We start from the raw sequence: 24,703 nt of genomic DNA, 5'->3' as shown, positions 1-24,703 counted from the left end.
ACGGAAAGGAGATAATCAATGAGATTTTCGGAAATGCCCTACGAGCGTATAGATTTCACCGGACTCACAAAGGACTTTAAGGAACTGGAGGAGCGTTTCGACAAAGCCTCTTCCGGCGAAGAACAGTTCGCTGTCCACGAAGAATTTTACAAAATTTACAACCATGTTATGACAGAGTCGCAGATAGCCATGATCCGTTCAGACATAGACATGTCAGACGAGGCCCTTCTTGAAGAACAGCAGTATTTTGACGAGAACATGCCTGTATTCCAGAATCTGGTGGTTTCCTACAGGAAGAAGCTTTTTAATTCCAGGTTCAGGCCTTATCTTGAAGAGCGAATAGGCAAGGTGGCCTTCAAAAATATTGAACTTGCCATGAAGTCTGTGGACGAAAAGCTCATCCCCCTCATGCAGGAGGAAAACAAACTGCAGACCGAATACAACAAGCTTCTTGCAAGTGCACGCATCCCTTGGAACGGTGAGGAACTGAACTTAAGTCTCATGAATCCATACCTCCATAATCAGGACAGAAATACAAGAAAGGAAGCATGGGAAAAGTTCAGTGAATTCTTTGTAGCCCACAAAGAAGAACTTGACGACTTCTATGACAAACTTGTAAAGAACCGTACAGAACAGGGCGAACTCATGGGCCATGAGAACTACCTTCCTCTCGGTTACGCAAGAATGAACCGAAACAGCTTTGGCCGCTCCGATGTAGAAGAGTTCCGCAAACAGGTAAAGCGTGATTTTGTTCCTTTCGCAGAGAAGCTTCACGATATGCGCCGCCGGCAGCTCAAGCTCAGCAGACTTAGCTACATAGACGAAGGCGTTTATTTTACAAACGGAAACCCGGCTCCTATAGGTACCCCTGAGGAGATCCTTTTAGCCGGACGTAAAATGTACAATGAACTCTCACCGGAAACCGGAAGATTCATTAACTTCATGTGCGACTCTGAGCTCTTTGATGTCCTGGGAAGAAAGAACAAAAAGACAGGCGGTTATATGACCATGCTCCCTGACTATCAGGCTCCTTTCGTATTTGCCAACTTCAACGGAACCTCCGGAGATGCTGATGTCATAACCCACGAATGCGGCCACGCCTTCCAGGGCTACATCACCGCCGGAGATCCCGTAATCGAGCATAATGACATCACCATGGAAATCGCGGAAACCCACTCTATGTCTATGGAGTTCTTTACAGAGCCATGGATGCCTCTGATTTTCGGCAATCGTTCAGATGACTACATCAAAATGCATTTCATGGATGCGGTCATGTTCATCCCTTACGGCACCATGGTGGATGAATATCAGGACATCGTTTACTCAAACCCGGGTCTTACACCAAAGGCACGAAACGAGGTATGGCGAGACCTTGAGCGTCAGTACAAGCCTCACCTTGACTACACAGGTAATGACTACTTTGAGCAAGGCGGATACTGGCAGCGGCAGCACCATATCTATGACAGCCCGCTCTACTACATTGACTACTGCATCGCGGGTGCCAATGCACTCCAGTACAAGGTCCGCATGGATAAAGACTACCGTGAGGCATGGGAAAGCTACCTTAAACTCTGCAGGCTTTCAGCTTCAGACTTCTACAACGGACTCATGAAGAAGGCCGGTCTCGATAACGTGTTTGAGGACGGATGCCTTCGATATATTGTAAATAAGCTGGATGAACGGTTTTGACCAAATGTCAGCGTAAATATCTAAAAAACCAAAGAGCCTGTGGCATCCGTTTTCAAATGGATGCCACAGGCTCTTTGGTTTTTATCATCAGGCTGTATCGTTACCTTCAGCCCTTCTCAAAATCTTAGAATATACCGCCTATTCCCAGATCTGTATCGATGGTGTTCATATTGTACAGTATAAGCACATCCGTAACCTCCGGATGCTGATTGATAAATGAAGCAGGTCCGAAACGGTAGTAACGGGTATCGAACACATAAATCTTTTTGTAGTGGTTTACAAGGAAGGGCACAATGGAATTTGCGTAACTGTCCTTGATGAGCACCATAACCTTATCGGAATCCGCAGTCTCATTTGTAATCTCAATAAGAGGATGGAGGTTATTGAGAAACATGGAATACTTGTCCTTTTTCTCAAGATACTCCCTGTTATAAAGCGTATCCGTAACCTCATGTGAGTCAGTGTAATCCACGGTTAAAGCATTGTCCGGATTCTCATAAATGGTTATCTCCTCCCCGGGAACAGTAGTATCGTTTAGTTTCGAATAAACCGTTCCACGGAAGCTGTCTGTAACTACCGTCTTTGTAAAAGCCGACTCGGGAAGAGGTTCAATGCCTTCGGCCTTGCAGTACTCTCTGTACGAAACATACGCGCCATAGGTTGTCCAGTGATGATCTGTGCGATAGTAAAGCGGGGTAAATCCGGAAGCATTCTTTTCGGCCCGGGCAGCCTCAAGAAGCCCGTCATAGCAATCGATAAACTTTAACCCGGGAAGTGCCTCACGGAGCTTTTCAATGGTCTCAAGCTGCAAAAGGTTACCTTTATCCGGAGCACCTGCGGGAAGCTTGTCATTGTAAACAGTCACAGCCGTCGGCACAAGCATGAGCTTTATGTTATTCCTTGCATCAGTAGTTATGTTCTGATAAAGCTTTCCGAATTGATTTATGATCTTTTCGTTCTGCTTTGGCTCATCATAAGCCTCAATGAGAAAACCGTCCTTTGCGACATAGATGTTGTTGATTTCCTGCTTACCCATCATTATCTCGGATTTTGTCTTTAATGTCATAAACTGATCTCTAACAGGGAAGTGATCCGACAGATACCTCTGTATACCGCTCATGTATGAACCGTCCTTCAGAGACTGAAAAGTGTAGGTCGGCCACAGTGCAAGCTGTCTGTTCTCGCTCTCACTGAATTCTCTCTTAGGTGAGAGCATAAACCAGACTCCGAAAACAAGTATGGCCAAAGTAACTGTCATTACGATAATGATATTACCCACATTCCGGACACCTGCCAGAAGATAGTCTTCTTTTTTATTTGATTCGTTTTGCATCATAAACTCCAATTATCAGATGTTAATGTCTTAATTTCCCTGATCATCATAAGCCCTTACGATTATTTAAAAATAATTCCCATGGCTCATCAGAATCTGAAATAAAGGAATGGATTATATGTATCATTCACAAGATAAGCCGTGGTCAGGAAAAACAGAATAATGTAGAAAGACGATCTAATGATGGTAATAAATGTCTCCCTCGTGATCATTTCGGAAAGGCCTGCCCTGCCGTTTCCCTTTGCCACACTTCTTATCTTTCCTCTGAGCCACGGATATACCGGGAACGAAATCATGCATCCCAGAATAAGCAGAATTAAATTGTTTCTGAGATACCATATAAAATCAGCATTGAACAAAGGAGCTCCCGACATACCGAACATGATTCCGAGATAATGTCCCAGCTGTCCCATATCATCAAATACAAATATGATAAATCCTGTCACATAAATAAACATGGCATAAAGGTGCTGAAGGAAAGCCGGAAGCTTTTTAAGGAACCTGCCCCACACATTCTTTTCAAGTGCCAGCAGCACTCCGTAAAAAAGTCCCCACAGTATAAAGTTCCATGCCGCCCCGTGCCATAGACCTGTCAGGAACCATACAACAAACATGTTTCTCAGCTGTTTCAGCTCCCCGTGACGATTACCTCCAAGAGGAATGTAAACATAGTCACGGAACCATGTACTTAATGAAATATGCCAGCGTCTCCAGAAGTCTGTTACGGAAACCGCACTCAAAGGATAATTAAAGTTTTCAAGATAATGGAAACCCAGCATCCTTCCCATGCCTATGGCCATATCACTGTAGGCACTGAAATCGAAATAAAGCTGAAGTGTAAAGCATATTGCCCCAAGCCATGCGCTGACAACGCTAAGTTCTCCTGCGGATGCAAATGCTCCCGCCTTGATCACCTCCCACAAGGAACCGATGGTATTGGCAAGAAGTACTTTCTTGAAGAGGCCCTGAAGGAATCTGAGACCTCCCTGTATAAATCCTTCGAAATCAATCTTTCTGTCATGAAGCTCTTCATTGACAGTTGAAAATCTTACGATAGGTCCTGCGATAAGCTGCGGGAACATGGATACATATGTCAGATAATAGAAATAATTCTTCTCAACCTTAACCTCTCTTTTATAGAGATCGATGGTGTAGCTCATGGTCTGGAAAGTGAAAAAACTGATTCCTATAGGAAGCCCCAGACCAAAAGGCGTGATGGCTGTTCCTAAAGCTGCATTAAGAGACTCTATAAGGAAATCCGCATATTTGAAAAATCCGAGAACAGACAGGTCGATGATCACCGAAAGGGCGAGGCAGAGCCTGCGAAGTCCTGTGTTATCCCCCGCCTTATGCATTAATCTTCCGAGGGTATAGTCGGATAATGTCTCAAAAAGCATGAGCAGAATGTAAATAGGCTCGCCCCATGCATAGAAAACCAGCGAGAATAAAAGAAGCACATAATTCTTCACTTTGAAGGGTACCATATAGTAAAGTATCAGGCACAGAGGAAGGAAGAAAAACAAAAATGGAATACTACTGAAAACCATAAATTAACTCCGTTTGTGTAGACTTGATTCGAACCGAAGCATCCCTGTCTTGATGGCAGGATACACTGTCCGCAACTCTCATATATTACAATCAAATGCCTTTGGATGGCAATATGTATAAGGGAAATATAAAGAATACTCCCTGTCCGGAATACTCAATTCCGCCTTATGGCAAATCGTGAAAAAAATGGCAGGTGCGATTCCTGCACCTGCCATAATAATGATTCATTTTATTGTAATGTCTTCCAAAGCCTTGTATTAACCAAAGCTCTTTAAGTTCTCCCTATCAGCCTACGCTCGCTGCGATGGTCTGCTCGATAGCAGCTCCGTTTGATGACATAACCAGATATACATAGTTGCCGATTGTCTTTACGGCACTTGCTGCTACGATCTGATACTGCTCAGGCATATAGTCCTGAAGTTCCTGAGCCTTCTGCTGCTGAACAGCGCTGAGCTGTCCTGCGAGAGCTGCAACAGAAGCAGCATCCTTAGCCTTAAGTATAGCAACTGTATCAGCCTTGGTTACATCCTCAGCCATGGCAAATACATAACCCTCAAGCTGTGAAGCATCAATTCCATAGTAGTTTGAGATGTAGTTTGCATCAACTGTGATCATACCCGGAAGAAGTCCTGTAACCTTGCTGTAGATAGCGCTGGGATCAATGCCGGCTGACTGGGCAGCTGTTGTCTCTGCAGCTGTTGTTTCAGCGGCTGTAGTTGTCTCTGCGGCAGTTGTTGTTTCTTCAGCAGTCGTGGTCTCTTCTTTGGACTCCTTGGTGGTTTCCTCTTCCTTGGTTGTCTCTTCTTCAGATGACTCCTCTGCAGCGGCTGTTGTCTCTTCTGCGGCAGCAGTTGTTGTCTCCTTTTCGGCTGTAGTTGTCTCTGCAGCAGTTGTTGTCTCCTTTTCGGCTGTTGTTTCCTCGGCAGCTGCAGTTGTCTCTGCAGCAGCTGTAGTTACAGCCTGAGCTGAAGAGCTTCCTCCGCATCCGTTAAGAATCAGAGCTGATGCTGCAAGTACAGCAGCCGTAGTACAGATAATGTTCTTTCTCATAACCATTCTCCCTCTAGTTTATGTTTCTGCATAACCCATCGGCCCCTGCCTCCGGGTGTTACTTTATTTGAACTCTTGCACCATTATATAGAGAAAATCTTAAAACTTCAATATTCTTTGCTGTTGAAGACCGTCTTCTGAGCCTATTATTCCAGATGTCCCCATCAATATGCAGATGCTGCCTCTGTGGGTCGTATAGCATCAGGAGCCGACTCTTCCACCCTTGTCTCTTTTATCTCTTCCTCATTCTCCCCATCCTTAAGATGCTGCTCTGCATACTGCTCGAAAGTCTGCTGCCATACCGCATAAGCCGAATTGGTCTGATGAACATACTTATCACTGCAGTATTTCGGAGCAAGATATCCTGTTGAATCCGTGAGAGGTGTAGCCACATCTATGAATCCCCAGCCGTTCACAGCAGCCAATGCCTTCATCTGTTCATTGAGGGCACGAATATTTGCATTGTTAAGATTCTTCTTTTCCGAACCTTTATACATAGGCGTGGTACTTACTATGGTGAAATCCACATCAGGATTTTCAGTTTTGATCTTGTCCAAAAGCTGCAGATATTTCTGAACTGTGTAATCAACTCCGTCATAAAGATCGTTCAGACCGAAGAAAGAGTAAACGTGCTTTGCATTGACAAGCTTGATGGAATCCCAGATGTAATGCTGCTCTCCCCCGTAGATAGGGTGCGTGGATTTGCTTGTAATCTTGGAAAAAGCATTATGAACAGAATAGCTTCCTCTGGTGAGAAATTTAAGATTCTGGAAAATCGGGGCGGTGGCATTTCTTGCTGCATAAAGAGAAAATCCCATGGCCACGGAATCGCCTATAAGCACAGAATCCTTATAGTAATTTCCGATATCCGCTGCATGCATGGCAAGAGCCGCAAGCCTGGCCTGTTCAAGAGCCTGCTGCTCCAGCAGAATCTCTTCATAGGATTTTGTTTCCTGAACAGTTTCCTCTGCTGTTTCTAAAGCCGCCGGATAATTTGAACCCCCTGTGGTTTCAGGAACTGATGATGCTCCGTCGGAATATGTTCCCACTGTGGGGCCCACGGATGATGAAAGTGCTGTTGTATCCGCGCTGTTTGTCAATGTCTCTGCATGAGAATAAGACAATGGGCATACGGATACGGTAAAAGTCAGAATTGCCGCTATGATCCGATGATTTCTCATATTTTCCCTCCTAAATCTGAGAACGCCGTTCTGAGAATGATTCTCAAAAACTGACGGTACATGCCGGATTTTCAACCTCGTCTTGCAATACCCTGAAAAATACGTCTGAAATAATCTTATTACTGCCTAAGCTTTATGTCCAGTTAAGTATTTATACAGATAATGCTTTAATATGCTTGACGTATGATAGCTTCAAGATTAGATTAATCTTGATTCAGAAACATACTTATTATTTGGAAGAATTATGGCAAAGATAGCATTTAAAAAACCGGGTAATTTCATATATCCCGTACCGGCTGTTATGGTCAGCCTCAAAGATAAATCAGGAAAGACAAACATTATTACTGTTGCATGGACCGGAACCATCTGTTCCGATCCGCCTATGGCTTACATTTCTGTACGAAAGAACAGAGGCAGCTACCCGATGCTTGTTGAATCAGGAGAGTTTGTAATAAACCTTCCGGATGAAAAGCTGGTGAAAGCATTGGACTACTGCGGAGTCCGCAGCGTTGCCAAGGTGGACAAATGGAAAGAGATGGGCCTTCATGAGGGAAAGGCTTCCGTGGTCTCCGCCCCCACCATTGAAGAAGCTCCTGTATCCATAGAATGCAGAGTCACCAAAGTGCTTCCTCTCGGAACTCATGATATGTTCCTTGCAGAGGTTGTGGCTGTTCAGGTAGACGACCGGTACATAGATGAAAAGGACGCCTTCCACATGGATCAGGTAGGTCTTGTGGCATATTCCCATGGAGATTATATGTCCCTGGGAGAAAAGCTGGGAAGCTTCGGCTACTCCGTACGAAAAAAGCCTGTTGCCGGAAAAAAGACCCCAAAGAAAGTCAAACCCGAATTTCAAAAGAAAGCTCTTTTTAATGGCCGGAGTGATAAGTCAGAGAAGAAATCAAAAGACCGTAAAAATACGGGAAGCCGAAAGAAAGGTACGAAATAATGGATCTTCAGAAAATCAGAAATTCCCTTAACAGAAACCGGAATATCTTCATCATAGTGACCTGTATTCTTATCGCAACTCTCATATACAGATATACGGACAATTTTTATATAAACCTTGTAATATGCGTGATTGCGGTTTACTCATATTTTCATTTTTTCAACACAAAATGGAAGAATAAAAAGTAAGCGGGATTTTGATCGTTATATGTAAAGTACATAAAATCCATGTTGACTTGATAAAAATTAAGAGTAAAATTTAGGACATGTGATTGTTGCAGCTATAGTATATCGGTAGTACATCGGCTTCCCAAGCCGAGGAGGCGGGTTCGATTCCCGTTAGCTGCTTGATTTGAAATCGGAATCCGGAGACTTCGGTCTTTTGGTTCCGGTTTTTTTATTATAAAACCATGTCGCTGATTCCGGGCAGCTAATACCGTTTCCACCGGATTCCCCCGCCACGTCAGTAATTTGTAATCGTTGTGACAGTTGATTTTATAATCCATATACTTTTCTTGTGCTAAAATGATGCATGTAAATTTATTGAAAGAATAAAGAGGTCTTTTTTATGAGACGTATGAAAAAACTTGCCACCCTTGCTTTGAGCGCAGCTCTTGTAACAGGCACAGGAGTTTTTCCTGCCCTTGCCGCATCAACAGGCGCACAGGGTATCGACTTAAGCAGCTACAATTCTTCTTTCGGCCCGATGCCGGGCAGTACAGATGCTTCTGCCACCCCGGAAACCACTGAAAACGAAGCTGCAGCTTCAACCCTGGAGTCCTTACAGGCGGTTCAGGCAGCTCTCGGAACATACACAGCTCAGACAGGTGCCATCGTTATCGGTCCTGTATCCGCCATTGATACATCTGCCCTGACAGATTCTCAGAACACCGCTCTTGACGAACTATTCCAAAACTCCGTAATAATCGGAAATTCCATCGGAAACGGCTTTGCTCTTTACACCAAAAAGCACACAGAGGATCCTGTTCTCAAGAACTTCCAGTCCCTGACAGCTAACGGCTACTATATAGAAGGTGCCTTTGAAACCATCAGCGCCACCAGCCGCCATCCTTTCTACAGAGGCCAGCAGCGCTTTGTATGGGATTCCGTACAGCTCATGGGTGCAAAGCATGTATTCCTGTCCTTCGGCACTACAGAGGTTCAGTATCCCAGCGTTATCGAGGATTATCAGAAGCTCATAAACCAGATCATTGCCGTAAATCCCGGAGTTGATATCACAGTTATCAGCGCCACTTACATTTATCCCGGCAAGTATTACGGAACCATGACCAGTCCCAATGTCAAAAAGTTCAACACTACCATGGAGCAGGTATGTATAGCTAACGGATGGAACTTCATCAATGTTGCCGACCGTCTCAAAGACGAAAATGGCGATCTGAATCCTGTTTACAGCTCAGATGAATACATCCACCAGAACGACCTGGCATACGACATCTGGACAGCAGCCCTCAAGGAATACGGGCTTAAGAAACTGGGAATGGCATAAACAGTGATAGACCCCGCAGAATAACCTGTTTTTTCTGTGGTCTAAAGGAGAATAGATATGAAAAAAACTTTTAGTAAAGCAGCTCTTATAGCTGCTGCAGCATCCATGATCATCACATCAGGAATCGTATCACTTGCAGATGGTCCTTCCGTACCATCAGAAACTGCCGCTGTTGCAGCAGAGACAAACGCTGTAACTGAAGCCTCAGCAGAAGCCGCTGCAGAATCTTCAGCCGAAGCTTCCAACAGCTCAGCGGCTTCAGATCTTTCGGCCGACCCTGTTCTGAACGCTACAGAGGATCAGCGCGTAGTTGATTTCTATAAGGATTCCATCCTCATAGGAGATTCCGTTGCAGACGGTTTCAAGAGATATTGCATAGCCCGCAATCAGAATCCTTTACTTGCAAACATCAATTTCCAGACTCAGGCCCGTTACAGCATCCATGATGAGATCCAGCCTATCGGCACAGAAGGCGTAAACCATCTCTGGTATGGAGGAGCACAGCATTATGCTTATGAGCTTGTTTCTCTTGTGGGCGCAAAGCATGTATATCTCTCACTTGGTCTCAACGACATCAAGGGACGTCCAAGCGAGGTTCTTGCAAACTACAAGTCACTTATAAGCAGCATCGCAACTGCAAATCCTGCTGCAGACATAACCATCATAAGCACCACCTACATCTATCCTGCTGCTCAGACAAAGCTTTCCGGCATCAAGAGCTGGGCTTTTGATAATGACACAGTCCGTAAGCTCAACACTTCTCTTCAGGAGCTTTGCACTGAAAAGGGCTACGGCTACATCGACATCGCTAACCGCCTTGCAGATGCAAACGGAAACCTTGATCCAAAGTACTGCACAGACGAGTACATTCACCAGAATGCCGACGCTTATGTCATCTGGGTTCAGGCCCTTCGTGAGTATGCAGCAAGTCAGAACTACCTTCATGCAAATGACGTAACAGAGACTACGGCAGAAACAACCGCTGAAACAGTTGCCGAGAACACTGCAGCTGCAAATGCTTAAACCTATTTTTCATGTGATTCGGTGTCCCCTGATCGCGAAAAAAAAAGTTCGGTCTTGTGTACCGAACCACCAAAATTAATCTTTTAAAGCGTAGCAGTTTTATGGCTGCTACGCTTTTTTATTCGCGATAAGGCCTTCACGCGTGCGTTGTGCTTGTACAATAGCACATGTGAAGGCCAACGTGAAATCGAGTAGGGCGTAATTTCCCTACTCGATTGTTATACGTCCTTACTAGTTCAGTACCGGCACTATACCCTGCTCGTTGCCGTCTTCGTAGGTCTTACGAATAAAGGAAAGAAAACTACGTACCGTTTCTGAAGCATTCTTCCTGTAAAATATCCCGTAGGGAAGATCATAATCCCATGTACACGGAATCAGCTTCATGCCGGGAAGTATATCGTTCCAGCACATAGGCACCAGTAGCAGCTGATCCTTAAAGCCGCTCCCCCAAAGAAGTGCATTGCTGGGATACTCATGTATATCCAGCTTTACTTCATGGGCTTTCAAACAGCCAAATACGTCCTGAATGGTTTCCGATCCATCATCTCTGAAACATATGACTGTTTCCCCGCGAAGTTCCTCCGGTGACAGTCGCTCCCTCCTGGAAAAAGGATTACGTTCCGAAGCAGCAATTCCAAAGGGCACATCACAGATCTTTATAAATTCCCATTCCTTCATCCAGGGAACACCGCTGTTGATACTTTCCACCATATCCGTCTGGGATGGTATGTGATGGTCTGCATCTATGGAAACCATATTAATCTTTACACTATCATTCTGGGAGGAATACAGCATCCACAGCTCATACAGAAGCCTGCACTTTTCAAGAAGTGAAGTGCCTATGTATATGGTACTCTCCTGTTCAGCGATGTAACGCACTTCCTCAAGTATGGCATCCCCCTGTCTTATCCATGCTGTGGCTTCTTTATACAGGTATTCTCCTGCCGGGGTCAGCTCCACCCCTCCTCTGTTCCTCACCATGAGATGTACGGAAAGTCTTTTTTCCAGAGAATTTATCTGCTGAAGAACCGCGCTTGGGGTAATGTATAGTTCCGCCGCCGCTTTGTTAAAACTACCCTTTTCACATACCTCGAGAAATGTCTTTATCTGTGTGCTGTACATATCGCCTCCGGTGTTAAGTAAACCTGAATACACATTAACACAACTGAAATATACAAACAAGAAAAGCTGTGGGAAAATATTGTTAAATATATGCCAAAGATTTGGCTTAATCTATTTAGTATGTGTTAATAATTATCGGACTCATTTTGAGGTCCCCAAGGAGGAAAAATGGCTAAACTGATTTCCAGAAGAGACTTTCTCAGAGGCACCGCAGCAGGTGCTGTAACATTAACAGCCGGTGCCGTGGTAGGAACCCTTACAGGTTGTAACTCCAATGTACCTGAGGCTACAACTGCTGCTGCAGAGACATCACAGTCTGCCGCTGCCACAGAAGCAGTTACAAAATCACTTTATACACCGGGAACATATACCGCAGTAGAAAAGGGGCTGCAGAGTGATGTAACTGTCACCATGACCTTTGATGAAAGCAGTATAACCGATGTGGTCATTGATGCTGCAGGTGAAACGGAGGGTCTCGGAACAGCAACTCCTGAACCTTTGTCCAAAGCCATTCTTGATGCCCAGAGTGCAGAGGTGGATGCAGTATCAGGCGCAACTGTAACATCAAATGCAGTAAAGAAGGCTGCCGCAAATTGTATAGCCCAGGCAAAGGGCGAGTTACAGGCAGCTTCAGGAGCAGCTGCTTCAGGAAGCTCTCAGGATGAGTGGCTCGGAGAAGAACCTGATATCAAGGACAGTGATATCTATTCCGAAGTTGAAGCTGATGTTGTGGTTGTAGGTCTGGGTGTAGCCGGCGTTGCCGCAGCAAGAGCTGCAGCCGAAAAAGACGCCTCTGTAATCGGAATAGACGGTGCAGCGTCCCCTTGCTGCCGTTCAGGCGAATATGCGGTTATCAACAGTCCAAAGCTTAACGCCTGCTGGCCGGAGAGAGCATTAACAAGAGAGGAAGTTGATGAGATCATCGACTCTCATGTTAATGAATCTTCATATCGTGTAAAGAGAAGCATAGCAAAGAAGTGGGCCGACAACATCGGTGAAGCTTTTGACTGGTGGACCGACGCTGATGACCATCTCTTCATAGCCGATGAGACAAGACAGGCTATCGAAGATGAGAATGCAGATGATTTCATGGTTCCCATCTTCCGTCCTCTTCCATCCTACAAGGATGAAAACGGAAAGGAGCATGTATACAACTGGAAGGAAGAGCGTTTCCCATGCTACCCGACTTCGGTTGAATTCCTTCCCAATCAGTCTGCCACCTTCAATGCAAACTGGGAAAAGGCTCTGGCAACAGGCAAAGTTGAGGCTTACTTCGGTCACTTCGGAAGAAAGCTCATCATGGAAAACGGAAAATGCGTGGGTGTATATGCATTAAATGACGACCCTCAGTCTTCAGACAAGGGCAAGTACCTGAAGATAACCGCAAAGAAGGGTGTAATCCTTTCTACCGGCGATTACGGTTCCAATGATGCTGCAATGAAGCACTTTGCTCCGGATGTAATGAAGACCCACGCAAACAACAGACTCTTCACCTCCTTTGACGTAAACGGTGTACCTACAAACCAGGGTGACGGTCTCAGAATGGGCGCATGGGCAGGCGCAAAGATCATGGGCTACAATGCCCCTATGATTCACCATATGGGCGGCGGAGCCGATCTTTCCGGCGTAGGTGTCATGGGTAATGCCGGCTTCCTGAACCTTGATATGGACGGCAGGCGTTTCATGTGCGAGGATCTTCCGGGACAGCAGCTTGAAAATCAGATTGAGCAGACAAGACTTATGCAGAGCTGGCAGTTCTTTGATGCAAACTGGCCAGAGCAGGTTACACATATGCCGGCGGCTCACGGAGGAGCATGCTACTTTGAGGACTATGCTTCCATAGACGAAGCTCCAAAGAACAACCAGACCTACCGTAACTGGAAGAGTCCTTATCAGCTTGAAGCGGCTGTTCAGGACGGCAGATGCCTGAAGGCTGATACCCTGGAAGAGCTGGTTGAAAAGGTATATCCTGACGATACAGCTGCCCAGAAGCAGGCACTTCTGTCAATCAAGAGATATAACGAGCTTGCAGCCGCAGGCTATGACGAGGATTTCCACAAGGTTCCAAGCCGTCTCATGCCTGTAGATACAGCTCCTTTCTATGCAGACCAGTTCACAACAGCCATTATGCTTGTTTGCATCGGAGGTCTTGAATCCGATGAGGACTGCCACACCTTTACAGAGGTGACTGATGAAATGGGCCGTCAGGTTTGCGGAGAGATCATCAAGGGTCTTTATGTTGCCGGAAACATGCAGGGCGGACGTTTCGGAATGGAATATCCTATCGGTCTTAAGGGCGTGAGCCACTCCATGGCTATGTACTATGGTAAGGTTGCCGGAGAGAATGCTGCGGCTGAGATCTGAGGTTCAACGAATATAATTTGAAATAGTACAGAAAATGCAAGGGGCGGGTGACGGCCCACGAGATTGAAAGTACATCCTTCTTGCTATGTTCGCTCCGGCTGCACAAAAGTGCATCCGGTTCGTACATAGCAATCAGTCTGTTCTTTCAACTCGCAAGCCCAGTCACCCATCCCTTGCATTTTCTTCACGTTACTTAGCAATAAAGATATGTTGGAAGATTTATACTTAACTTCTTATTAGTATCCCTTTTTGTGATCCACTTTGTTTCTCATCCCCTCTATGTCTCCGGACAGATACTTTTCAAGATTTTCTCCTGTGATCTTCACGATATTCTCGAAGGTCTTTTTGAGATAGAACTGTCCGGCAATGTGCGGGGTAATGATGCATCTTGGGGCATCCCACAAAGGATCTGTCTCAGGAAGCGGTTCAGGATCCGTAACATCAAGGGCTGCGCCGCCTATACTTCCGTTCCTGAGTGCGGCATTAAGTGCCACGCCGTCTATAGCATTACCGCGGCCTGCATTGATTATGAAAGCAGTGGGCTTCATCAGCTTAAGACGTTCAGCATCTATGATGTGAACATTTTCCGCCGTTCCCGGAAGCACCATTGCAACATAGTCGGCCCTTGGCAGCAGCTCATCAAGATTCTCAACGGTTGAAAGTTCATCAACGAAGTCCGGTTTTTCACTATGCCGGTTTTTCGTTACACCGATTACATAGCTTCCCAGGGCATGCATCTTTTTCGCATAATGCTTACCTATGGAACCAAGCCCCAGCACCAGCGTCACCGAATCTTCTATAGACACTACTTTGCCCTCATGCTTCCAAAGCTTTTCTACCTGATTACGCATATATAAGTCTTCCTTACGGGCCAGCATGAAGCATACAGATACCATCCACTCGGAAACCGTCGTATCGTAGGCACCGGAGGCACTGGTCAGTAAAGTATCCTGGCGGAGAATCCCATCCTTACAGTAAACATCAACCCCTGCGGAATTGGTCTGAAGCCATCTGAGCTTAGGTGCCCGTGATATGACATCCGGCGATACATTGCCAAGAATAATATCTATGTCCTGAACATCATCTTCACCCACTGATTCCTTGTTTTTATACACGAATTCGCAGTCTTTCGCGATGTTTTCAAGATACTTTTTATCATCGTCAGTAAACGGCATCGCGCCTAAAATCTTCATTACCTTACCTCCTTGCAAAACCGGATTGATCATTCTTTGTACATTGTAACATAACAACGAGGGCAGACCTAAGTCTGCCCCGAAGTATCACATGTTATTTTTTCAGTATCACTCTACGATAGCTCCTGTATCAGCAGAATGAACAAGCTTTGCATATTTTCTCAGGTAACCTGTCAGATTACGCTGCTCGCGAACCTGCATGGTTTTCTTACGCTCCTCCATCTCCTCATCGGAAACCAGAAGCTGGATGGAATAGTTAGGGATATCGATCTTTATCTTGTCTCCATCCTTTACATATGCGATAGGGCCACCGGCCTGAGCCTCAGGTGAAACATGTCCGATGGCAGCGCCGCGGGATGCTCCTGAGAAACGTCCGTCTGTTACAAGGGCAACTGTTGTATCAAGCTTCATGCCTGCGATAGCAGATGTAGGACTGAGCATTTCTCTCATTCCCGGACCTCCTGCAGGGCCTTCATATCTGATGACAACACAGTCTCCTGCCTTGATCTTTCCGCCATAGATTGCACCGATGGCTTCTTCTTCCGAGTTAAATACTCTTGCGGTGCACTCATTCACCATCATCTCAGGTGCAACAGCCGAACGCTTAACGATTGAACCGTGAGGTGCCAGATTTCCGTAAAGAACCGCAAGTCCGCCTTCCTTAAGATATGGATTATCAAAAGGTCTTATAACCTCAGGATTTCTGTTTACTGCACCCTTTGTTGCCTCACCTATAGTCACGCCGAGAACGGTCTTGCAATCTCTGTGAATGAGTCCATGCTCGTCAAGTTCATGAATAACCGCATAGATACCGCCGGCCTCCATGAGATCCTGCATATGGTGATGTCCCGCAGGCGCAAGGTGACAAAGATTTGGTGTTCTGTCTGAAATCTCATTGATCTTGTGAAGATCGAAGGGGAAACCTGCCTCATGTGCCACAGCCATAAGATGAAGGGCTGTATTGGTTGAACATCCGAGAGCCATATCCACTGTAATGGCATTTTCTATAGTCTCCGCTTTGATAATGTCTCTTGGGCGAAGATCCTGCTCCAGAACCTTCATGACCTGCATACCGGCAGTCTTTGCAAGACGGATTCTCTCTGAATAAACTGCCGGAATGGTTCCGTTTCCGGGAAGTGCCATACCGAGAACCTCACAAAGTGAATTCATGGAGTTTGCAGTGAACATACCTGAGCAGGAACCGCAGGTCGGACAGCAGCTGTTCTCAACATCCATAACACCTGCTTCATCCATAAGGCCCGCCTTGTAGGCACCCACTGCCTCAAAAGCTGTGTTCAGGTCACGCTGATGAAGTGAAAGCATCGGTCCGCCGGAAACAAATACACATGGAAGATTGAGACGAAGTGCAGCCAGAAGCATTCCCGGAACGATCTTGTCACAGTTAGGAATAAATACAAGGGCATCAAGAGCATGTCCTGTGGCCATACACTCGATGGTATCGGTGATGAGCTCACGTGATGACAGTGAGAAGTGCATGCCGTCATGTCCCATGGCGATACCGTCGCATACGGCAATGGTATTGAATTCAAGAGGTGTTCCCCCTGCCATCAGAACTCCGTCCTTTACGGCTCTTGCAATCTGCTGAAGATGCTCATGCCCCGGAACAACCTCTGTAAAGGAGTTTACGATACCTATAAGAGGGCGTCTCATCTGCTCGTCCGTAAGTCCGTCCGCCTTTAAAAGTGAGCGATGAGGAGTGTGCTCTATACCCTTCTTAACTAAATCACTACGCATAATTATTTCCTCCTGACGAAAAATCATAACTCAATTATATACTTGCAAAACGATTATTTCACACTATTTTACACTACAATAAACTCCGGGGAAGTCTTCAAGCCATACATATTTCATAGCGTCAGACATAACCGGAAGTGATCGTATTTTTTTCACTGTACATCATTCGTTATGGATTGGGCTTTTAAAGTCCCGTATCCTCAGGAAGTCCCAGCATGATGTTCATATTCTGAACCGCTGCTCCGCTGGCACCTTTTCCGAGATTATCAAAGAGTGCCGTAACAGATGTCTGATCCTCATATCCGCACACTACGATCTGAAGCTCATTTGTTCCCGCAAGCCTGTTGGCATAAAGCTTACTGTCATTTTCACCGAAAGGAACCACCTTCACAAAATGCTCATCCTTATAGTACTCCTGCAGTTTCTCACAAATGTTCTCTGCTGTTGGATTACCCTTAAGAAGTCTGTTCTGAAGCATGATAGTGGTTGCCATGCCTTTATAATAATCGTCAACTACAGGCATAAAAACAGGCGGGTAAGAAAGACCTGTCATTTTCTGCATCTCGGGAATATGCTTGTGCTTTAGATTCAGTCCATAGATTCCGGGAGCGCTGAGAAGCTCTGAACGTCCTTCTGTCTCATAATCCTGTATCATCTTTTTTCCGCCGCCTGAATAGCCTGTAAGTGAATAGCAGGTAACAGGATAATCCTTTGGAAGTATACCCATGCGTACAAGAGGCGCAGTCACTGAAATAAAGCCTGTGGCATGGCATCCCGGATTCGCGATCCTTTTACCTGTACGTACAGCCTCCCTCTGCTCCTTTGAAAACTCCGGAAAACCATACACCCAGTCATCATTTGTTCTGTGAGCTGTTGAAGCATCAATAACTCTGACAGAAGCATTGTCAATAAGCGAAACCGCTTCTCTGGCTCCGTCATCAGGCAGGCAAAGAAACACGATATCTGCAGCATTGAGATACTTTTTACGTTCCTCTGTATCATGACGTTTATCTTCAGGAATACGGAGCAGATCCAAATCCTCTCTTGATCCGATACGGTCATAAATCTGAAGACCTGTGGTGCCGCTTTGTCCGTCAATGTAAATTTTTGTTTTCATTGCCATCTCCTCTTTTCTTTCAAACAGCTATGCATTTAGTTAAAACCTATGTCACGATGCAGCCGGCTGATTCTGATTTTATTCAGCACGATGCATATTTATTAAAATAATACCCATATTCCAGCGTTTTATGCAAGAATACGGGTATTATAACACAAATCTCTGTATATTCACTACGGAAGTCTTTATTTAGGCTGCTCTAGAAGATCACAGATGATATCTACACATTTGTCCATCCCCAGCTTTCCCACGTCAAGACAAATGGTATAGTCCGAAGCCATTCCCATGGGATGCCCTGTATAGAGCTTGTAATAATCGCTTCTCTCATTATCCTTCCTGACTAAGTACTGTTCTGTAACATCTTCCTTCTTTACCTTGTGATTCAGGGAGTTATCAATACGCCATGAACTGTCAGCTGTAAGATATATATCAAAAGAGGGGATTCCTGCCTCCCTGAGTATATAATTGGAACATCTTCCCACTATGATACAGGGTGAAGCCGTGAGCTCCAGTACAACTCTGCTCTGTGCCTTAAATATTTCATCATGACTTGAATTAAGTGAAGCCGGTGACAGCATCTCGAGAAATTTTGTTCCCATCTTTATCTTTTCACCATCTTCATCTATAAGCTCCTGAGAAAAACCGCTCTCTTCAGCCGTCTTACGTACAAAGTCTCTGTCGTAATACGGTATCCCAAGTCTGTCACTCAGTTTCTGAGCAAGTTCGTGTCCGTGACTTCCATAATTACGGCTGATTGTAATTACCTTATATTCCATACTCTGCCTCTCCTTTTGAACGAAACCATACATTACGTCCAAGTAATAATAAGATGTCAGTGTAAAAGCGCTTTTCAAACCCAGGTTTGAAACTGTTCCACCATCATCTTATACATATACTATATCAGAAATCGGAACAAATAAGACATTTTAAATATAAAAAGTGCAGATGAGGGTCTATAAACCGGCATCTGCACCAAAAATCTTTTTATATTAAAAATCAGCCCATTCGTTTATCAGACAATTCCTGCACTTCATATCCCAGCTTCCTTAACAGAAATCTGTGAAGCTGTCCTGCCACATAAAAGATTCCCAGTATGAGAACCAACTGAGGCATCATAAAAAGACTCAGAAATCCCATGATACCAACCACAAGCTTTACCCTGGTTATGTAAACCTGAACCAGCAGAGTTACGGCTATGACGCCGAAACACATCAGATACATAACTCCCACTATACCTGCAACCTGCGCCACGCTCTGAACCACTTCATTTTCAAAGGGCTTTGCAAAGGTGTAATTATAAAGCATAAAGGTCACTATCCCAAGGTATGCCGTCCATGAGGGCGGTGTATAGAGAGCAACGGGCTTTGGCTTAGGAACTGCGATATGAAGACGTCTCAGTATAAGGAGGCTCACTTCATATATGATAAAGCCCTGAACAGCCCCTCCAAAAGCCATAGACACCAGAAGAATCCTTGCTATGAAGGCATCTGACATCATGGATTTCATAAGGGAGATCTGTGACTCCATCCGCGGATCGGAGCCCATATATTTACTCATCAGCTCCATAGACTGATTCATGCCTTCCTGCATCTCTTTCACATACATGGAAAGACTCTGACCCGATAGGGCAGTAATAATCACAGCATTGAAAAGCTCCGAAATAACGCAGAGAAACATTATCAGAAGAAGAGACCTGGTCATATCCTTTTTGTGATAAATACAGGTTCCCAGAACCATACCAAGAAATGCCTCACAGGCTGCATAGATGATGGTTGTAGGGGTACTCACGAAAATGCTTATGAAGGTCGCAGCCGCCCAGGCCGCTATACTTGCTTTCCAGCCGTATCTTGCCCCATAGGCAACCATGGGAATGGGAAGAATGTACAGCAGTATACCCTGGAACATTCCTCCGGTCTGCCTGTTTATCAAAAGAAGCACTCCGAAAAGAGCCACAATCATGGCACCGTAGGTGATCTTTAAAGTCTTTTTATCCATTTGTATTCCTTTACTTTTTCAGATTGTAGGTATTTTTATCATAATCGAGTATGCCTTCCTCCTTCATGGCCGCAAGCTCCCTGGTCATGGCACTTCTGTTGGCACAGAGATATTCCGCAAGCTCGGTCCTTGTAAGAGGTGACTCTATATATCTTGAATTCTGTTTCTGGGACATAAGAGAGAGATAGGCAAGTATCTTATCTCTTAAGGAAGATTTGGACGATACCTCTATCTTCTCCATAAGCTGTACAGTTTTCTCTCCCATAAGCTGAAACATATTCTGGGTTATCTGGGCATGAAAGCCGCATTGTCTAGGACAGTTATGTATGATACTGGATGCCGCAAGAAATATGATTTCCGAATCCTTGACAGCCTGAAACCTGACATAGGATTCCGTTGACCGCCGAACGGCAAAGCTCTCTCCGATGAGTTCTCCGGGCTCCATAAACCCGAGAAGCGTCTGGTTTCCCCAGATATCATCCTTCAGCATGTGTACCATACCGGACAGTACAACTCCTATATACTGGACATTGTCCTGTTCCATTATGATATTCTCTCCCCGCTTGTATTTCTGCTTATAACTTCGAAGGCAGGTAAACAGCTGATTCAGATCCATCTCTTTGATATTGGCAAATAACGGGATATCCTTATATGTAATCTCTTTTTTCATAATGTTCCTATTCTATTTCATTTTCGTTGCATACGCAACGGTCTTTTGCATTCTTCTATTATGACCCACCGGAATACGAATAACGTAGTCGTTTTACATGGCAAAAGGAAGTGAGTTATGAGTGTTCCGCATCACAACTGCCTTCGATTTTTAATCGAAGGAGCCACGCGGCTTTGAGCGCTTCAAAGGAATCTGTAAGGATTCCTGCTCTATGCACACGAATGTGTGAATGCCGGGCATCATCGGCCTGACAACAGAAAAGACCCCGCACCTTCCGGTGTGAGGTCCGTAAAATTTTTATTTTTCTCCGGGCATCTTCCATGCATGATGGTCTGTATGGAGAAGATGATGAGACTTTTCCGAAAGAGGTGCCTCAAAGTATTCCCTGTAAGCCTCTGCCACAGAAGGATTCTCATGAGAAAAACGAAGTTTCATGCTCTTATCCTGTGAGTAGAGAATCGGAGCTCTTTCCGGTGCCATCTCTACACCGTCATGAATAGGCTGTCCGCCGCCGCCTACGCAGCCTCCGGGGCAGGCCATAACTTCAACAAAATCATACTTTACGCGGCCCTGCTTAAGGTAGGTAAGAAGCTTGTTTGCATTGCCGAGACCGTTTGTAACCGCAACCTTAAGAGTCTTTCCGCCAAGCTCGAACTCCGCTTCCTTCCATCCGTCCATACCTCGTACAGCCTTAAATGCATCGGGGTCGGGATTCTTCTTATTCACAAGATAGTATGCGCTTCTGAGAGCAGCTTCCATAACTCCGCCTGTAGCTCCGAAGATGTTGCCGGCGCCGGAGCCTATACCGAATGGCATATCCAGTTCTTCTTCCGGAAGATCCTTTACAATGATCTGTTCCGAACGGATGAGCCGGTTCACCTCACGGGTTGTAAGTGAGCAGTCAACCTCAGGATCACCCTGAGCATCAACCATGGACGGATATGCGCACTCTGCCTTCTTGGCAAGACAAGGCATGATGGATATGCAGAAGATCTTTGATGGATCAACATTAAGCTTCTCCGCAAAATAGCTCTTAGCCACAGCTCCGAACATCTGCTGGGGAGACTTGGCACTGGAAAGCTGATCAACAAACTCGGGATAATGTGCCTTCACATATCTTACCCAGCCCGGACAGCAGGAAGTGAACATAGGGAATTTGTTCTTTTCAGGATGTGAGAGCTTTTCAACAAACTCAGACCCCTCCTCCATGATGGTCAGGTCAGCTGTAAAGTTGGTATCAAATACATAGTCAACACCAACTCTTCTGAGGGCTGCCGCAAGACGCTTAACAGTTGCAAATTCAGGATCCAGTCCAAAAGGCTCTCCCCATGCCGCACGAATGGATGGAGCTATCTGAACAACTGTTATCTTGTTGGGATCTTCCACAGCTTCAAGTACACGATCCACATCATCACGCTCGCGAAGGGCACCTACAGGACAGTGAGTGATACACTGTCCGCAAAGAGCACACTGTGAATCCTCAAGATTATAAGCCCCGGTAACATCAACAGTCACCCTGGAGCCTGTATTAACAACATCCCAGATATTTGTATTCTGAATCTTGTCACATACCTGTATACAACGCATGCACTTGATACACTTGTCATAATCTCTTATAAGCGGGAACTTATGGCTTCCATGATTCTCGGGAAGCAGTTTCTTGTAAGGAAGGCTGTGCACATTAAGATCATTGGCAACCTTCTGCAAAGTACAGTTGCCGCTGCGGACGCAAACCGCACAGTTGGTGTTGTGCTGGGAAAGGATGAGCTTGACATTGACCTTTCTCGCATCTCTCGCCTTCTTTGAATTTGTATGGATCACCATACCTTCTGCTACCGTATTGTTGCAGGCTGTGAACAGTCTGTCGTAACCCTCAACTTCAACGACGCAAACCCTGCATGCTCCTATTTCATTGAGTTCCTTCATGAAACAGAGTGTGGGAATATGGACTCCTGCCTGAGAGGCAGCATCCAGTATAGTTGTCTTTTCGGGAACCTGTATATTAATTCCGTCTATCGTAACATTTACCATTTTGCTTCTCTGCCTCCTTTGAAGATTCCGTATCCGAAGTGATCACAATGCAGACATCTGCCGGATTCCTGACATGCCTCCTGATGAGACATACCACATTCCATAAGCTTGAAGTCATGCTTTCTTTCTTCAGGTGAACGCTCCTTCATATTGACTCTTCCGCAGGGCTTATGATCATCAAAACGAACCGGAGGAAGGTCAATGTCTGACTTTATCTCATGGAAGAAGCCAAGATACTCATCTATGTTCGCAGCTGCCACTTTTCCTGCCGCAATGGCACGTATAACAGTTGCAGGACCTGTAACACAGTCTCCGCCTGCAAATACCCCTTCCTTGTCACGGATATCACTGGTATCAAAGGCATCGATATGACCACGTTCAACAGGAATACCGTACTCACCAAACTTCATTGAATCTATACCCTGTCCGATGGCAACGAGAACTCTGTCGCAGGGAATACGTACTTCCTCTGTATCGGCAGAAACAGGCTTGGGTCTTCCGTCCCTGATAGGTCCCACTATCTGGGGCTGAACCCATATAGCAGCTACTGTATCGTCTTCATTTTTCTCTATACGGAGAGGTGCATGAAGCTCAACCACCTCACAGCCGTCAGCGATAGCTCCCTCAACTTCCTCGGGAAGCGCAGTCATATCGCTGATTCTTCTTCTGTAAAGGATCTTTACAGATTTTGCATTGCATCTGATGGCAGAACGGGCAACATCCATAGCGACATTACCGCCGCCAACAACAGCTATATCCATTCCTGTGAAATCAGGATAATCATCATCTCCTATTGCTCGCAGCATCTCAACCGCTGAAATAACCCCCTTGGCGTCCTCTCCCTCTATACCGATCTTTTTGTCGGTATGGGCTCCTATGGCCACAAACATGGCATCATACTGATCTCTGAGTTCGGCAATGGAAACATCCTTTCCGATGCTGACATCAGTCCTGATGGTAAATCCGCTCTTCTTCAGGCATTCGATCTCTGCATCAAGGGCTTCTCTTGGGAGTCGATATGCCGGAATACCGTAACGGAGCATTCCTCCTGCCTTCTTTCTCTGCTCATAAACCACAACTTCATGTCCCATCAGAGAAAGATAATATGCTGCAGAAAGTCCTGCCGGACCTCCGCCCACAACCGCAACCTTCTTTCCTGTAGCAGGCTGCCTGTCACCTATTCTGAACTCATCCTCATGCTCTACGGCAAACTTTTTCAATCCACGAATATTGATAGGGTCATCTACCATAGTCCTGCGGCAGCGAACTTCACAGGGATGTTCACAGATCATGCCGCAAACTGCAGGGAACGGATTATCCTTCCTGATAAGAGCAACCGCATCATTATATCTTCCCTCATGTATCAGTGAAATATATCCCGGTATGTCCACATGGGCAGGACACTGTGAAACACAAGGAACCGGCTGATCCTGGTGTCCCGAACAGCGTCCGTGAAGAACATGCTCTTCATAATCATCCCTGAAACCTCTGATGCCCTTAAGTACCATTCTGGCCGCTTCTGAGCCTATGGCACAATCCGCAGAAAAATAGATGCTTTCCGCAGTCTGTTCTATTACTTTCAATGTCTCCATAGTGGCAGTGCCGTCAAGAACGGATTCGATCAGCAGCTCCAGCTGTCCTAATCCTATACGGCACGGAACACACTTTCCACAGGACTGAGCGTGGCAAAGGTGCAAAAAAGATGCAGCCAGGTCTACCGGACATAATCCGGGCTGACTGGCTGTTATCCTTCGTTCAAGATCCTTATAAAGATCTTCCACCGTTTTCATAGCATTGTTTTGTGTTACAATGCTCAATCTACTCATGGTGTCTCCTCCTTACTTCCCAATGTAATTTCTCAAGCAGAAATCACATCAAATCTTAGTGTCTAAGTAAGATTGAACCACTAAAAAACCAATTTGTAAATAAATATTGTACAATTTTTTATTCTATTATGGGCAGTTTACTGTTAATTATGTAGCAATCATTGTATATAATATAGATTATTTCTATTGGTTAAACATTTATCAATAGTCAATATCAGATGTTCTCCGCGAATTAACGCATAATAATACCCTCTTTATGAAACAAATCCTTGCATTTCATAAAGAGGGTATATATAAATATATCCTTTTTCTAATAATTTCTTTCTATCGGATCTATATGACGGGACAGGC

General features: G+C 45.3%; 18 protein-coding genes and 1 tRNA gene. 6 read left to right on the top strand and 13 right to left on the bottom strand.

Annotated features, from left to right (window positions below):
* Window positions 1-18: 18 nt before the first annotated feature.
* The gene (locus T515_RS02015; RefSeq protein WP_036606963.1) at window positions 19-1,689 is read left to right on the top strand and encodes a M3 family oligoendopeptidase; all 1,671 of its coding nucleotides are present in this window, start codon (window positions 19-21) and stop codon (window positions 1,687-1,689) included.
* Window positions 1,690-1,813: 124 nt separating this feature from the next.
* Here T515_RS02015 and T515_RS02010 read toward each other — a convergent pair whose 3' ends face one another.
* From T515_RS02010 to T515_RS16280, 4 genes are all read right to left on the bottom strand, one after another.
* Complete coding sequence (locus tag T515_RS02010; RefSeq protein ID WP_197026384.1) at window positions 1,814-3,022, bottom strand: DHHW family protein; 1,209 nt, start codon at window positions 3,020-3,022, stop codon at window positions 1,814-1,816.
* A gap of 89 nt (window positions 3,023-3,111) precedes the next feature.
* A complete protein-coding gene (locus tag T515_RS02005) occupies window positions 3,112-4,569 on the bottom strand; it encodes an MBOAT family O-acyltransferase (RefSeq protein WP_036606961.1) in 1,458 nt (485 codons plus the stop codon).
* Between the two features lie 286 nt (window positions 4,570-4,855).
* A complete protein-coding gene (locus T515_RS16285) occupies window positions 4,856-5,620 on the bottom strand; it encodes a DUF4358 domain-containing protein (protein ID WP_051671338.1) in 765 nt (254 codons plus the stop codon).
* Between the two features lie 164 nt (window positions 5,621-5,784).
* Complete coding sequence (locus tag T515_RS16280; RefSeq protein ID WP_051671337.1) at window positions 5,785-6,801, bottom strand: GDSL-type esterase/lipase family protein; 1,017 nt, start codon at window positions 6,799-6,801, stop codon at window positions 5,785-5,787.
* A gap of 244 nt (window positions 6,802-7,045) precedes the next feature.
* Here T515_RS16280 and T515_RS01985 point away from each other — a divergent pair, with 244 nt between their 5' ends.
* The 4 genes from T515_RS01985 to T515_RS01965 all read left to right on the top strand — a co-directional run bounded on the left by T515_RS01985 (window position 7,046) and on the right by T515_RS01965 (window position 10,279).
* Entirely contained in the window at window positions 7,046-7,750 is a 705-nt protein-coding gene (locus T515_RS01985; RefSeq protein ID WP_036606959.1) for a flavin reductase family protein, read from the top strand.
* Between the two features lie 276 nt (window positions 7,751-8,026).
* Window positions 8,027-8,097: transfer RNA gene (locus T515_RS01975), tRNA-Gly, on the top strand.
* Window positions 8,098-8,317: 220 nt separating this feature from the next.
* On the top strand, window positions 8,318-9,256 hold the full coding sequence (locus tag T515_RS01970) for a GDSL-type esterase/lipase family protein (RefSeq protein ID WP_036606956.1): 939 nt from the start codon (window positions 8,318-8,320) through the stop codon (window positions 9,254-9,256).
* Window positions 9,257-9,313: 57 nt separating this feature from the next.
* Window positions 9,314-10,279: a GDSL-type esterase/lipase family protein gene (locus tag T515_RS01965; RefSeq protein ID WP_036606953.1), complete on the top strand. Its 966-nt coding sequence runs from the start codon at window positions 9,314-9,316 to the stop codon at window positions 10,277-10,279.
* A gap of 231 nt (window positions 10,280-10,510) precedes the next feature.
* Here the strand turns inward: T515_RS01965 and T515_RS01960 are convergent, their stop codons facing one another.
* On the bottom strand, window positions 10,511-11,401 hold the full coding sequence (locus T515_RS01960) for a LysR family transcriptional regulator (RefSeq protein ID WP_036606950.1): 891 nt from the start codon (window positions 11,399-11,401) through the stop codon (window positions 10,511-10,513).
* 168 nt (window positions 11,402-11,569) lie between these two features.
* Here T515_RS01960 and T515_RS01955 point away from each other — a divergent pair, with 168 nt between their 5' ends.
* The gene (locus T515_RS01955) at window positions 11,570-13,765 is read left to right on the top strand and encodes an FAD-binding protein (protein ID WP_051671336.1); all 2,196 of its coding nucleotides are present in this window, start codon (window positions 11,570-11,572) and stop codon (window positions 13,763-13,765) included.
* Between the two features lie 236 nt (window positions 13,766-14,001).
* Here the strand turns inward: T515_RS01955 and T515_RS01950 are convergent, their stop codons facing one another.
* From T515_RS01950 to T515_RS01915, 8 genes are all read right to left on the bottom strand, one after another.
* A complete protein-coding gene (locus tag T515_RS01950) occupies window positions 14,002-14,958 on the bottom strand; it encodes a D-2-hydroxyacid dehydrogenase (RefSeq protein WP_036606948.1) in 957 nt (318 codons plus the stop codon).
* Between the two features lie 108 nt (window positions 14,959-15,066).
* The gene (gene ilvD, locus T515_RS01945) at window positions 15,067-16,713 is read right to left on the bottom strand and encodes a dihydroxy-acid dehydratase (protein ID WP_036606946.1); all 1,647 of its coding nucleotides are present in this window, start codon (window positions 16,711-16,713) and stop codon (window positions 15,067-15,069) included.
* A 184-nt stretch (window positions 16,714-16,897) separates the two neighbouring features.
* Window positions 16,898-17,830 (bottom strand): N-acetyl-gamma-glutamyl-phosphate reductase, encoded by a 933-nt coding sequence (gene argC, locus T515_RS01940; RefSeq protein WP_036606944.1) that lies wholly within the window; start codon window positions 17,828-17,830, stop codon window positions 16,898-16,900.
* A 185-nt stretch (window positions 17,831-18,015) separates the two neighbouring features.
* Window positions 18,016-18,606 (bottom strand): cytidylate kinase-like family protein, encoded by a 591-nt coding sequence (locus T515_RS01935; protein ID WP_036606942.1) that lies wholly within the window; start codon window positions 18,604-18,606, stop codon window positions 18,016-18,018.
* Window positions 18,607-18,826: 220 nt separating this feature from the next.
* Window positions 18,827-19,825 (bottom strand): DUF2232 domain-containing protein, encoded by a 999-nt coding sequence (locus T515_RS01930; RefSeq protein ID WP_036606940.1) that lies wholly within the window; start codon window positions 19,823-19,825, stop codon window positions 18,827-18,829.
* Between the two features lie 10 nt (window positions 19,826-19,835).
* On the bottom strand, window positions 19,836-20,495 hold the full coding sequence (locus T515_RS01925; RefSeq protein ID WP_036606938.1) for a Crp/Fnr family transcriptional regulator: 660 nt from the start codon (window positions 20,493-20,495) through the stop codon (window positions 19,836-19,838).
* A gap of 297 nt (window positions 20,496-20,792) precedes the next feature.
* On the bottom strand, window positions 20,793-22,526 hold the full coding sequence (locus T515_RS01920) for an NADH-dependent [FeFe] hydrogenase, group A6 (RefSeq protein ID WP_036606937.1): 1,734 nt from the start codon (window positions 22,524-22,526) through the stop codon (window positions 20,793-20,795).
* Window positions 22,520-24,352: an NAD(P)-binding protein gene (locus tag T515_RS01915; RefSeq protein WP_036606935.1), complete on the bottom strand. Its 1,833-nt coding sequence runs from the start codon at window positions 24,350-24,352 to the stop codon at window positions 22,520-22,522. The genes T515_RS01920 and T515_RS01915 overlap by 7 nt, the downstream gene beginning before the upstream one ends.
* Window positions 24,353-24,703: the final 351 nt, after the last annotated feature.

It is taken from the genome of Oribacterium sp. P6A1, assembly GCF_000702885.1.
Classification (GTDB): domain Bacteria; phylum Bacillota; class Clostridia; order Lachnospirales; family Lachnospiraceae; genus Oribacterium.
Note: the sequence above shows the minus strand (reverse complement) of the source record. Positions and strands in the feature narration are given on the sequence as shown.